At 44.7% G+C, this 12,186-nt stretch carries 10 protein-coding genes and 1 pseudogene; 6 read left to right on the forward strand and 5 right to left on the reverse strand.

The window, feature by feature from the left end:
* Positions 1–7: 7 nt before the first annotated feature.
* Both L4D12_RS01940 and L4D12_RS01945 read left to right on the forward strand, forming a co-directional pair.
* Positions 8–298: pseudogene (locus L4D12_RS01940) on the forward strand (transposase); the annotation flags it as partial.
* Positions 299–364: 66 nt separating this feature from the next.
* On the forward strand, positions 365–937 hold the full coding sequence (locus L4D12_RS01945; RefSeq protein WP_428446137.1) for an outer membrane beta-barrel protein: 573 nt from the start codon (positions 365–367) through the stop codon (positions 935–937).
* Positions 938–1,001: 64 nt separating this feature from the next.
* On the opposite strand, the gene L4D12_RS01950 is transcribed toward L4D12_RS01945, so the two are convergent.
* A complete protein-coding gene (locus L4D12_RS01950; protein ID WP_428446138.1) occupies positions 1,002–1,427 on the reverse strand; it encodes a lipoprotein in 426 nt (141 codons plus the stop codon).
* Between the two features lie 572 nt (positions 1,428–1,999).
* Between L4D12_RS01950 and L4D12_RS01955 the strand changes: the two genes are divergently transcribed.
* Positions 2,000–2,614 (forward strand): hypothetical protein, encoded by a 615-nt coding sequence (locus L4D12_RS01955; RefSeq protein ID WP_428446139.1) that lies wholly within the window; start codon positions 2,000–2,002, stop codon positions 2,612–2,614.
* A gap of 231 nt (positions 2,615–2,845) precedes the next feature.
* Here L4D12_RS01955 and gcvP read toward each other — a convergent pair whose 3' ends face one another.
* Positions 2,846–5,740 (reverse strand): aminomethyl-transferring glycine dehydrogenase, encoded by a 2,895-nt coding sequence (gene gcvP / locus L4D12_RS01960; protein ID WP_428446140.1) that lies wholly within the window; start codon positions 5,738–5,740, stop codon positions 2,846–2,848.
* A 127-nt stretch (positions 5,741–5,867) separates the two neighbouring features.
* Entirely contained in the window at positions 5,868–6,248 is a 381-nt protein-coding gene (gene gcvH, locus L4D12_RS01965; protein ID WP_428446141.1) for a glycine cleavage system protein GcvH, read from the reverse strand.
* A gap of 324 nt (positions 6,249–6,572) precedes the next feature.
* Between gcvH and L4D12_RS01970 the strand changes: the two genes are divergently transcribed.
* The 3 genes from L4D12_RS01970 (at position 6,573) to L4D12_RS01980 (ending at position 9,012) form a co-directional block, all read left to right on the forward strand.
* On the forward strand, positions 6,573–7,208 hold the full coding sequence (locus tag L4D12_RS01970; protein WP_428446142.1) for a helix-turn-helix domain-containing protein: 636 nt from the start codon (positions 6,573–6,575) through the stop codon (positions 7,206–7,208).
* 237 nt (positions 7,209–7,445) lie between these two features.
* Positions 7,446–8,564 (forward strand): glycine cleavage system aminomethyltransferase GcvT, encoded by a 1,119-nt coding sequence (gcvT, locus tag L4D12_RS01975; RefSeq protein ID WP_428446143.1) that lies wholly within the window; start codon positions 7,446–7,448, stop codon positions 8,562–8,564.
* Positions 8,565–8,739: 175 nt separating this feature from the next.
* Complete coding sequence (locus tag L4D12_RS01980; RefSeq protein ID WP_428446144.1) at positions 8,740–9,012, forward strand: hypothetical protein; 273 nt, start codon at positions 8,740–8,742, stop codon at positions 9,010–9,012.
* Between the two features lie 6 nt (positions 9,013–9,018).
* On the opposite strand, the gene L4D12_RS01985 is transcribed toward L4D12_RS01980, so the two are convergent.
* Positions 9,019–9,621, reverse strand: a complete 603-nt coding sequence (locus L4D12_RS01985; protein ID WP_428446145.1) for a hypothetical protein — start codon at positions 9,619–9,621, stop codon at positions 9,019–9,021.
* 388 nt (positions 9,622–10,009) lie between these two features.
* Positions 10,010–12,181: a proteobacterial dedicated sortase system histidine kinase gene (pdsS, locus tag L4D12_RS01990; protein ID WP_428446146.1), complete on the reverse strand. Its 2,172-nt coding sequence runs from the start codon at positions 12,179–12,181 to the stop codon at positions 10,010–10,012.
* Between the last annotated feature and the right edge of the window lie 5 nt (positions 12,182–12,186).

Genomic DNA, 12,186 nt, shown 5'->3' on the forward strand with positions numbered 1-12,186 from the left:
TTGAAGAGAAGATGCAAACGAGTTCCATCTGGCCATTATCACTGGCGGTGGTGCTGATTGTGTTGAATTACCGTACTTCAAGTGGGTTAACACGATGATAAGTAATGTGAAAAACTCAATGCACGGAACTTACCATGCGATAAACAACAAGCATTTACCGAGATATCTCGCTGAATTCTGCTTTAAGTTCAATCGCAGATTTGATTTGGAAGAAATGATAGATAACCTGATTCACTCAAGTATTCAAACAGCACCGATGCCTGAGCGCTTACTCAAATTGGCTGAGGCTCGGTGGTAATCAGGTATTTCTAAGTGTTGATGATTTGTTGTTTATATGTTGTTTATTCTGTTGAGTAGTAGAATAGTGAATAAGAATGCAGTGTTAAAGTTGAGTATATTGATTGGCGGGATTTTGATCACGCCTATCTCTCATGCTTATGATAATTCAACGCACATTTTAGGTGCGAATATTGGCGGTGTCGGGTCTCAGTCTTTTGATACTAGTGCTGGTGAAGATGCTGACTATCAGATATCAAATATGAGTATGAGCGGTGATATTTACTATCGATATATGCTTAATCCTCATTTTGGGGTTGAAGCCGGCTTCATGGGAGGTGGCGGTGGTGGTGTCCTAAACTGGTTAGGTCTCAGTGATGTGAGAAATTTTCATTACCTTGCAGGACGTACCGCTCTTTATGCAAATCTTCCTTTCCTTTGGGGTAATAGCATTTATGGGAAAATTGGTGGAACCGCTATTAGGGTTGGCTATGAAATAGATGATATTGAACGACGTTCAACAGAATATGGTTTATATAGTGCTATTGGATGGGAATATCGATTTAATTCTGGATTTGGACTAAATTTGGAATACCAATATATTAGTGCCGATAAGTTTGAAACAGAGTCATATCATTTCGGTGCAAGTTATGCGTTTTAATTAACCATAATATAAAAACAACTGCGACGTTGATTTCGCAGTTGTTTTTGTTCATGTAATAGTATTACATGACACACTCTTGTGCTTCTTTGGCTTTCGCAATAGCTTTTTCAATTAAAGATTGAGCTTCTTCATTGCTCACTGTTGCCATTACTTTATCCATCAGCCTTTCAGCCGTTGATTCTGATGATGCATCAACCAAGCAGCTATAAGCATTTGCAATGTGTTCTTTTACCTCTGTCAATGCTGCAGGGTCACTGAAATTCACGTTTAACGCTTCTTCTACAGATGACGCCAACTCTTTAGCTGATCCTGCCGCATCGCCAAGTTGATCTAACTTCAACTGAGTTAAATCAACGGAGTTCATTTTATCTTGCATGGTATCAACCGCTTTGTTTGCGGCTTCTTGTGCCTGATCAATCGCTTTAGATGCATCATCGCAACCAGCTAGAGCGGTAACAAGTAGTAATGCAGTAATGTACTTTTTCATTTTAAACTCTTTAATAACCAATAATGACAAGACATAGCCAAGCATAATGAGCATGCAGTGGCATATTGATAATGATGAGCCTTTAAACGGCTGGTCAATGTCACATGTGAACAGTGTGCATTATAATTTATTTCGTTATGACTAAACAGCAGAGAGTTGTAACGAGCTTCTAATCCAGATGTTCATATGAGGCTTATGCATTTGTTTGTCGTGAATGACTAAATTTGTCTACTTGTTTAGAAGCTTTGTAAGACTTCACATAATCCATGAATGAAATGTTAAATTAATGAGTTCGCTGACTCATTGTGAACAGTTGGCACTTTGTAACTCAGAAGTGCCCCTTTTTTGGTTAGAGTAAAGGATCATTCATACCCCGTTAATGCGTCTTTGCCCTACTAGAAGTTATTCGAAGGTTTGTGAAGTAGTTTCGCGTTGTACCTGACGATTTGCTGCATTCTAAGGTCTTGACGAAACACCTAAGCTACTGAGCTGGCGTTGTATGTGAATAAGAAAGATTGCATTATATGCTCATAAATGGTGGCTTTACCCCGTATCTATAACGTTGAGCATCTATGAATATCGAGGATTTTAAAGAGTTTAAAGAATACGAAGAAAAGGGATTGAAGAAACAAGCTTCAAAATCTCTCCGTGCCTTTATTTTATCATTCGATAACGAACGAGAGATAGAAGAATGGGTGTGGGAGTATCTGCCAAAACTAGAAACAAATAGTCATTCACGAATTCGGCATGAGATATTCCATGAGCTGGTGTACCCGATTTTAAAGGTTGGCTACGAAGATGATGATTTCCATAGTACTCTTTGGCTTGGAAAGCTTGCACAAAACCTATATCAAGCCCAGAAACTTCACGAAGAGTTGGGATGGTTAAGCGAGTTAAGTTTGTACAACAAAAGCCACGAAATTGATCCTGAAAATGATGAAGCTAGGTTGCTGCTGCTTAAGGCTATAGTGTCTTGGCTCGAATACTCCGAGCATGAATGGCCCAGCGGAATACTATATGGCAACGATGGCGCCACTATCGAGCAATGTGATGAAATAAGCACTGAGATCCAAAGGGTTATAAAGCTAGATAAAGAGCATACACATAGTGAATTTATCAAAGAATATGTCAAAAAGCTGAGTAATTACAGAGCTAGGCTTAACAAGCAAAGTAATCTGAACCAATAAGATTGGACAACGAGTTAAGTGACTTTGCCATACTTGAAGTAATTTATTAGTTTCTAATTTAGAAAAGTCACTGACTCACTTCTGTCCATTTTCGAGTTAGTGAACTCTAAGTTGATTAACGCCAGATAACTTAGTCCAATAAGTAAAAAGCGAACCCCAATGGTTCGCTTTTGTTATCGCTTCGTACTAGCCTATCACGGTTTCCAACTTGATATGACATGATCACAGGGATCAACCATCAACATAGTTTTCAATGCCCGGGCACGAACAGACCAGATTGCGGTCACCAAACACGTTATCGACGCGATTGACGGTTGGCCAGTATTTTGCCTTTTTAGTGTGAGCTGATGGGTAGCAGGCGATTTCTCGGCTGTAACTGCGGTTCCACTCGGCATCCATCAAATCCACTTGGGTGTGTGGCGCATTCACCAATGGGTTGTCTTTGATATCCCACTCGCCATCTTGTACGCGGGCGATTTCGTGGCGGATGGCAATCATCGCGTCGCAGAATCTATCCAGCTCACCAATGTCTTCAGACTCTGTTGGCTCTATCATCAGTGTGCCAGCAACAGGGAATGACATGGTCGGGGCGTGGAAGCCGTAGTCCATCAATCGTTTGGCAACGTCTTCTTCAGTGATGCTAGAGGCGTCTTTGATTGGGCGGATGTCGATAATACATTCATGGGCAATACGGCCATTCGTGCCACGGTAAAGTACCGGGTAGTGTGGGCGTAGGCGCTCCATGATGTAGTTCGCATTCAAAATAGCGATCTTGGTGGCTTCTGTCAGACCCGCTTCACCCATCATGGCAATATAGGCGTATGAGATCGGTAAAATAGAGGCAGAACCTAAATTCGCAGCAGAAACGGCGTACTGAGGTTGACCATCTTCGCTGTTTTCAACATGACCCGGAAGGAATGGCGCAAGGTGTGCTTTCACACCAATCGGCCCCATACCTGGGCCGCCACCGCCGTGAGGAATACAGAAGGTTTTGTGCAGGTTAAGGTGGGATACATCAGAACCAATAAAACCAGGGTTAGTTAGGCCAACTTGGGCGTTCATGTTCGCACCGTCAAGGTAAACCTGACCGCCGGCTTCATGTACCAGTTCACACACTTCCTGCACGGCTTCTTCATAGACACCGTGTGTTGAAGGGTAGGTGATCATGATGCATGACAGGTTATCGCGATGCTGTTCGATCTTCGATTTTAAATCCGTGACGTCTATGTTACCGAGCTTGTCGCAACCAACAACCACGACTTTCATTGATACCATAGCAGAAGAGGCTGGGTTGGTGCCGTGTGCGGAACTTGGGATCAAGCAAACATTACGGTGATGATCGCCATTGGCTTCATGGTAGCGCTGAATAGCAACCAGACCGGTATATTCGCCTTGTGCGCCGGAGTTTGGTTGTAGGGAGCAAGCATCATAACCGGTAATTTCGCATAGCATTGCAGACAGTTTATCAGCAAGCTCTGCGTATCCGATGGCTTGCTCGGCTGGGGCAAAGGGATGTAGTGCTCCAAATTCAGGCCATGTCACTGGGATCATCTCTGCCGCAGCATTGAGTTTCATGGTGCAACTGCCGAGCGGGATCATTCCGTGGGTGAGTGAGTAATCTTTGTTTTCCAGTGTTTTCATGTAACGCATCATCAGCGTTTCGCTGTGGTATTGGTTAAATACCGGATGGGTCAGGTAGCGGCTAGTACGACGACATGATACTGGGATAGCCGCAAATTCATCGTTGGCAATATCAGCGGTGAACATAGAGGCTTTCATGCTTTGCCCGCTGAATAGTGTTAGCAGCACTTCGACGTCTTCAATCTTGGTGGTTTCATCAAGGCTGATCCCTAGCTGGTCCCCATTACCCGAGGACGGGTATTTACGCAGGTTAATCCCAGCATTCAGAGCCTGTTGATAGAACGAGGCTGTTTGTTTGCCAGTGTTCAGGGTAAGGGTGTCGAAAAAGGTTTCATTGGCCAGCTCAATCCCTGCATTTCGTAGCCCTGCAGCAAGAATAGCGGTTAAGTGGTGAACGCGACGGCCAATTTTCCTCAGGCCTTCTGGTCCGTGGTAGAGCGCATAAAAGGCAGCCATATTGGCAAGCAGTGCCTGTGCGGTACAGATGTTCGAGGTCGCTTTTTCTCGGCGGATATGCTGTTCGCGGGTTTGCATCGCCATGCGCAGTGCTTGGTTGCCGTGGCTATCTTTTGATACGCCAATGACTCGACCCGGCATAGTACGTTTGTGTTTATCTTTGGTTGCCATGAAACCTGCATGTGGGCCACCGAAGCCCATGGGCACGCCGAAACGCTGGGCAGAGCCAATAACGACATCGGCCCCCATTTCCCCTGGCGATTTTAACAGTGTCAGCGCTAACAGATCAGACGCCACTGCGACCAATGTTTTTTGGGTATGAGCTTGGTCAATGGTGTCAGTCAGATCGGTAATGTTACCCGTAGTTCCAGGGTACTGAACCAGTGCACCGAAGACATCGTGCTTGTTCAGGTCATCAATGTGGCCAATGATGATTTCAATGCCAATGAAGCCAGCACGGGTACGGACCACATCGACCGTTTGTGGGTGTAAGTCAGTTGAGAGAAAGAAGGCCTTACTTTTACTTTTACTGGCACGTTGGCACAAGGTCATGGCTTCTGCTGCAGCGGTTGCTTCGTCGAGCAGTGACGCATTCGCCAGTTCCATTCCGGTGAGATCCATTATCATCTGCTGATAGTTCAGCAGTGATTCTAAGCGACCTTGTGATATTTCGGGCTGATAAGGGGTATAAGCGGTGTACCAGCCCGGATTTTCGAGTACGTTGCGAAGGATGACATTAGGCGTAAAGGTGTTGTAGTAGCCTTGTCCAATAAAGCTGCGATGAATGGTATTTTTGCTGGCAATGGCTTTGAGTGAGGCCAGCATATCTGCTTCGCTTTGAGGTGGGGCAAGCTGCATAGGGTTGGGTAAACGGATTGCTGCTGGAACAGTTTGTTCGATCAGCTGATCAAGACTGGTTACGCCGATGGTTTCAAGCATTGCTTTCTGCTGTGCTGAACCCGGGCCATTGTGACGACCTGCAAATTCATTATCGTCACAGAGTGTTTGTAGCAGAGTCATGTCGGTCATGGTTCTTTCCTGAACAGTGACTACCTATTGCATGTGAGCATGATGCAATGGTAGGGATCATCGAAAAATTGACGGTCTTTAAATAAGAAAGGCCTTCAACCTGAAGGAAATTGAAAGCCTTGGTCTTTTAGTTTTCTTCGATGGTCGCGAGGTATTTTTCACCATCGATTAAATTGCTGAGTTCTTCAACGTCGGTGATCCTGATTTTTGCTATCCAGCCACCTTCATAGGGTTCGTCATTAACAAGTTCTGGGCTATCTTCTAATTCTTCATTAATTTCGATGATTTCACCGGTGATGGGTGAGTAAATATCGGATGCGGCTTTTACTGATTCAACCAGTGAGAATGTTTCTCCTGCTTGTGTCGCATCACCAACATCTGGCAAGTCAACAAATACAACATCACCCAGCAGGCCCTGTGCGTGGTTAGAGATACCCATCGTGATAGTGCCATCACCGTTATCGCGTACCCACTCATGGCTTTCAGTGAACTTCAGTGTATTTTCCATGTAAAACTCCTTGCGCAATCTTTCCGAAGAGGCGGTGAATAGTCTCTGGCTGGGCGGTTTTGCCAAGCCGTAAGTAAGATAAAGAGGTTTTGTTAGTGACATTGTTGCTCAACAACTATGTAACATACGCATCTGTAGTTAGGCTTTCAAATAAAAATTTCCAATAGTGGAATGTTGCGCACTTTAATCATCACCGTCTTGAGTGGCTGTTTGCTTTTTGAGTGTAATTCCTAGACTGTATTGGTTGTCGAACTATTTTGTTAACATTTGGCATGTTGCGAAAGAGTTAGTGTTGTTACTCACTGCGTGGTCAAGGAAGGGTGTATGAGTAATGGACAATCAGTCGATGTATATCCATCGATGACCGTTGTGAAAGGTCAAGAAGTCGAAATAGCAGAGAAGATTGAGCCTCTGCAGTTGGGAAAGCGATTAAAAGAGATTCGTACAGCTCATGGTTTGACGTTAGAAGAAGCCAGCAGGCGAACCGGACTGGCACGCTCGACACTGTCAAAAATTGAGAATGAACAGATCTCACCGACCTTCCAAGCCATACAAAAGTTGGCGAGTGGTTTAAAGGTTGATATTCCTCAGCTCTTTGAACCACCGAAGCAGATCACCGCGACAGGACGCCGTGATATTACGCGTAATGATCAGGGGAAACCCCATCCAACAACAACTTATGAACATGAGTTGTTGGCGACACAGTTGACGAATAAAAAGATGATGCCGTTTAAATCACGTGTACGAGCCCGATCTTTTGATGATTATTCGGATTGGATCCGACATGACGGTGAGGAGTTTTTATTGGTACTGGATGGACAGATCACGTTTTATTCCGAGTTCTACGAACCTGTCACTCTTAGCGAAGGGGATTCGGTTTACTACGATGCCAATATGGGACATATGGTCGCGACATTGAGTAGAGATGATGCCCTGATATTATGGGTAACGGCGTCATAACGGTGCTTGCCGGTATATAGATTATTTTAACAATTCAGGTGGCCCTTTCCGAATATTGTCAGAGTGCATGTGTTGTGCTTATGTTAATTTTAGTGTTGTATCCTTATTGCCAATAATGTGAGTGACACGGCTTTAACGTCAGGAAACTTTGTTTACTATAAGAAATTGCATTTAACATGACTGTAACGGTCGATTGGAGTTTTGCCGCTTTGCTCGCGGTGTATGGAGTACAAACGTATGTCTCAACAACTGCTGGTAACACCTTTACATGCACTACACATTGCGATGGGGGCTAAGATGGTTCCTTTTGCAGGTTATGATATGCCCGTACAGTACGCACTGGGTGTACGTAAAGAACATATACACTGTCGTGAGGCTGCTGGTTTGTTTGATGTATCACACATGGGTCAGCTGCGTTTACATGGTGAAAATGCGGCTAAAGCGCTAGAGGCGTTGGTACCAGTTGATATTATCGATTTGCCGGTAGGCAAGCAGCGTTATGCATTCTTTACCAATGAGCAGGGTGGCATTTTAGATGATCTGATGGTGACGAAATTTGGCGATCATCTGTTTGTGGTGGTGAATGCCGCCTGCAAGGCACAAGATATCGTTCATATTCAGGCACACTTGCCTGATGATGTGACGATGGAGATTTTGCAAGATCGTGCCCTGTTGGCCATTCAAGGACCCAAAGCTGCGGAGGTATTAGCGCGTTTGAACCCGGCGGTGAACAATATGGTGTTTATGGATGCCGCCGTGTTGGATTTAGTCGGTGTTGAGTGCCTGATCAGCCGGTCGGGGTATACCGGTGAAGATGGCTATGAAATTTCTGTTCCCGCAGATAAAGCCGAGCCGCTTGCCCGTGCGCTATTGGATCAAGAAGAGGTTGAGTGGATTGGTCTGGGGGCACGTGATTCTCTGCGTTTGGAATGTGGCCTCTGCTTATATGGACATGATATTGATACGACCACCACGCCCGTAGAAGCCAGCTTGTTATGGGGTATTAGTAAGCCGCGTCGTGCTGATGGTGAGCGTGCTGGTGGATTCCCTGGCGCTGAAATTATTCTTGAGCAAATTGAAACCAAAGACATTAGTCGTAAGCGGGTGGGTTTGGTGGGGCAGTCAAAAGCACCAGTGCGCGAAGGCAGTAAGCTGTTTGATGCAGACGATCATGAAATAGGGATTGTTACCAGTGGAACATTTGGCCCAACCAGAGGGATGCCTGTGGCAATGGCGTATGTACAAAGCGATTACGCAGCGCTGGGGACCGCTATTTTTGCCGAAGTACGTGGTAAAAAGTTGCCGATGATTGTCGAGAAAATGCCGTTTGTACCACAGAATTATGTACGTGGCTGACGGTAATTTGTGCGCTGATATCCCTTTAAGGTATGCATATTGACGTAATTTAAGTATAGAGGAGCTGTATAGCTCCTTTTTTTCTCATTTTCAGGTTGGCGTAATCGTGCTAAATCATCTTTCTTTATAGCTATACCCGTTGATTGTGGGTATGGCTATAAGTGAGGTAGTTATCATGATTAAGCGCTGCTGTATTCGTCTACATGCTATTTGTCTTGTTATTGGTCCACTCTTTCTCTCTGAAGCTGCTGTTGCGGATCCCGTGATGATGGAATTCGAGGACTATATGACACATTGTATGAATACCTATGGTGATGATGGGGTAACAGAAAGTGTTTGTGAGGCGCAATACACGGCGATCGCAGAGAAAGAGCAAGCGTTAACGGCACAAGCTGAGACATTGCTGGAAGAGGACGAACAACAGAAGGTACGGACGGTTAATGACTAATGTTTATTATTGGAGATCGGTATTTTCCGGAACGTAGGTGTCGAAGAGTATTTTAAACACATAACAGGACGGCTTGCCCGTTAATCCATCCATATGCTTATGTGGTGCTTTATCGATAGCGTTGATTAATTTTCTTGTGGCTGCTTGCCGAGCGGCGGTGCGCAGAGAAGTATTAAAATAAGCGTCAGCAGGAAGAAAGAGATCCGGTTGTTGTTTACGCAGGTTGTTATAACATTGAGTAATGGCCTTGTCGGTATTTAGCATGAAGTGGGCTTCTCGCTCACTCGCCTGCCAGTCAGTATCAGAGACGATATTGACTATCTGTTGCCATTGCTTGGCTGCCAGTATACCCATCGCGACGTATTCTGGCTGTTGGTAGTTTTTTAATAAAGTCTCTTCGTAATCATCCCTTACCGAATTCTCATTTAAATCAGTCCCCATGAGGGTAATAGGCTCTTCTTCAATGTTGATGGGGAGTTGGATTGAGCTGATTTGAAAATTAACTAAGGTTTGAAAGGCAGTGTATTGGTTAATAGGCAGTTCCACACTCATTGCATGGTGATGATAAAGGGCTAAAACGGCTGTACATAAGAATGAACTGACTCTCATTGATGCTACATACCCTGAATCAGTGCTGTATAAAAGACCTATATCTATTTTTATTTCACTCTGAATGCAATGGCTTGCTGTGCGGTTTTCGATAAATGATCCAAAGGAAATGGTGTTTTTTCATGGCATTACTGTTTAAGTGAGTGATAAGTCGTAAAGTATGAGCACTGTTTATAATGCGCTATCTTACTGTTCAGCGTAGATTTAGCCAGACAGAGTAGGATGAAGACTTCTTATAGTGAGATAACAAGTTAGTTGGTGAAATCAAGTTAAGATTGACTTGATTTCTGTACCTTGCACGAGCAAATTCTTATGCGAAACATGATTTTTGAGGTGGTGCTAATTGTTGTCGCCATTGCTGTTGCGATTGGATTATTTTCTGTCACTGTCATGACGTAGTCGGCAATGTGATTGTAACGTCGACACCATTTTTATCTTGCCTGTTTTTCAGTGAAATTGTGCCCTGATGAAACTCTGTAATTAACCGTGCAATGAAAAGCCCGAGACCCAGATGAGGTTTTAGTTGCTTGTCTTGTCCGCGTACCGAGACCATTGAATTAAGCAGTTGATCTTCCATATCAACCGGTAGTAAGGGGCCAATATTACTGACACATAAACAGGCACTACCTTGTTGCTGTATCAGAGAAACCGAAATTGGATCGGTATTAGCACTGAAATCAACGGCATTTGCGATGAGTTTGTCGAGTAGCTGAGCAAGATAATCCGGCGCTCCCATCACCATAATATTGTCGCTGACCGTCGTTTCAAATTGTTGCTGGGCGTAGGCCATTTGGTAGCCCTGCATGCAGCCGGTAACAAGTTCGTTTAATGGAAAACGTTCTTTCTCCGCGCCCTGAAGGCTTTGCTCTATTCGGGTTGCTTCTGTCATGCTTGATAGAATCGTGCTTAATCGCTGGACACCTTCTTGCGCACGATCGATATAGCGTTGTGATTCCTCATCCTGCTCCTGCATGGCGAGGTTTTCTATGGATGAACGAACAACAGCAACAGGCGTTCTAAGTTCGTGAGAAAGCCTTGATGAGAGGTTCTCAAGATAGTGATTGTATTGTCCTAAACGGGTCACCATTGCCGCCAAACTACGGCTAAGATCACCGATTTCATCGGTATTGTCGGATGCGGTAATGGCATTCAGAATGCGACCTTGGCTGTCAATGGCCTGTTCGGCTTCATCACGTAGTTTACGGATACGGCCAGAGATTTTAGAGGCGAAAAGTAACAGGGTAAATGTGCCCACCACGATGATAGCAATAATCGCGTTGAATAGTGTTTCCATGGCGCGGTTACGCAGAGTTTGGATCCCAACGGTAGATTCTTCGGCGATGACGGCGCCCATAACATTATCGCCGAGCCAAATAGGGTAGGCCGCAGCAAGGATCATCGCTTTACCATCTTCAGATTGTCGCCAGTGCGAGTAGCCTCGACCTGCAAGCGCTTGAGAAATATGTACGCCTTGCACTTTAGCGGCATCTTTGAGTGAATCTTCAAAGGAAACAGGCGCATCAATCAGATAACGGTAGTAAAGAGGGTGCAGCCATTTTTCTTCTATGGTTGACCACCATGATGCATCGTTATTACTGTATTTAACCGAGGATGACCATACGCCATTTGATTGCTGGATATCGCCAGTTTGGGCTAAAACACGCTGATGCTTATCTATTACGCGAATAACAGAGCTGGTATGGCCCATGCCTTTAAGGATATTGTCGATTTCCGGCGAGGGAACCAGTACGGTACCGAGTCGATTCTGATGGTTGGTGTTTGATGTGCCAATAATAGTTTCAACGTCTCGACTGCGTGTACTGTTAACGTCATAGAATGCAAAGCCAAGCTTATTCCCCAGCATGGAGAGTGGAATACGTAATTCAATGTTATAGCCATGCGAAGATGTATGCCAGTACCCCTGAATCTGGTTTTCAAGTGTCAGTGCGGCAGGATCGCTGATGTCCCCGTTAATTTGCCACGCATTGACCCAACCGTCGTTATACGCTGAGATAACATAACGATTAAAATCACCGTTGGGTGACGTCATGGCAATGATCATGTAATCGTTACGATCGACCCGAGCCGACCCTTTACGTCGCATAACCGGGAAATTGTCAGTGACATCAAACGCGGCATAAAGGTAGCCGTCATATTTCCCAATTAAATGACGAAAGTGAATACTATTAGTGCTATATGGGCGTCGGCTAAATTGTAGGTAATCGCGACCGTAATCAATTAGTTTGTCGTCATAATCTGACCAGTCACTCAGTTGTCCATCCAGTTTTATGGGAGCGGTTAGTTCATAGGCGTAGAGATCTCGGCCTTTTTGCACTGAGTGAAGAAAGCTGGCTTGATCACTAAACAGGTTTGGTCGCTCATTCAGCGCGGTTGCAACGGCGCGGGTTGTTCCGATCAATGTTTGCTCTTGGCCTTGCCGTAATATTTTCTCCATTTCGAGAATATAGTTATAGCCTAGCCAAGGAAGGCTAAGCAATAAGCTGGCGATCAGGATCACTTTGGTACGTAAGCCAAAGGTCAGATTTAAGCGGTTATTCATTTTTG

Source organism: Photobacterium nomapromontoriensis (assembly GCF_050336815.1).
GTDB classification, from domain to species: Bacteria; Pseudomonadota; Gammaproteobacteria; order Enterobacterales; family Vibrionaceae; genus Photobacterium; species Photobacterium nomapromontoriensis.

Excerpts from the sequence above, each read along its gene's own strand:
- gcvT (WP_428446143.1), top strand. The coding sequence starts at position 7,446 with ATGTCTCAACAACTGCTGGTAACACCTTTACATGCACTACACATTGCG.
- L4D12_RS01985 (WP_428446145.1), bottom strand. The coding sequence starts at position 9,621 with ATGAGAGTCAGTTCATTCTTATGTACAGCCGTTTTAGCCCTTTATCAT.
- L4D12_RS01970 (WP_428446142.1), top strand. The coding sequence starts at position 6,573 with ATGAGTAATGGACAATCAGTCGATGTATATCCATCGATGACCGTTGTG.
- L4D12_RS01980 (WP_428446144.1), top strand. The coding sequence starts at position 8,740 with ATGATTAAGCGCTGCTGTATTCGTCTACATGCTATTTGTCTTGTTATT.
- L4D12_RS01955 (WP_428446139.1), top strand. The coding sequence starts at position 2,000 with ATGAATATCGAGGATTTTAAAGAGTTTAAAGAATACGAAGAAAAGGGA.
- pdsS (WP_428446146.1), bottom strand. The coding sequence starts at position 12,181 with ATGAATAACCGCTTAAATCTGACCTTTGGCTTACGTACCAAAGTGATC.
- gcvP (WP_428446140.1), bottom strand. The coding sequence starts at position 5,740 with ATGACCGACATGACTCTGCTACAAACACTCTGTGACGATAATGAATTT.
- gcvH (WP_428446141.1), bottom strand. The coding sequence starts at position 6,248 with ATGGAAAATACACTGAAGTTCACTGAAAGCCATGAGTGGGTACGCGAT.
- L4D12_RS01950 (WP_428446138.1), bottom strand. The coding sequence starts at position 1,427 with ATGAAAAAGTACATTACTGCATTACTACTTGTTACCGCTCTAGCTGGT.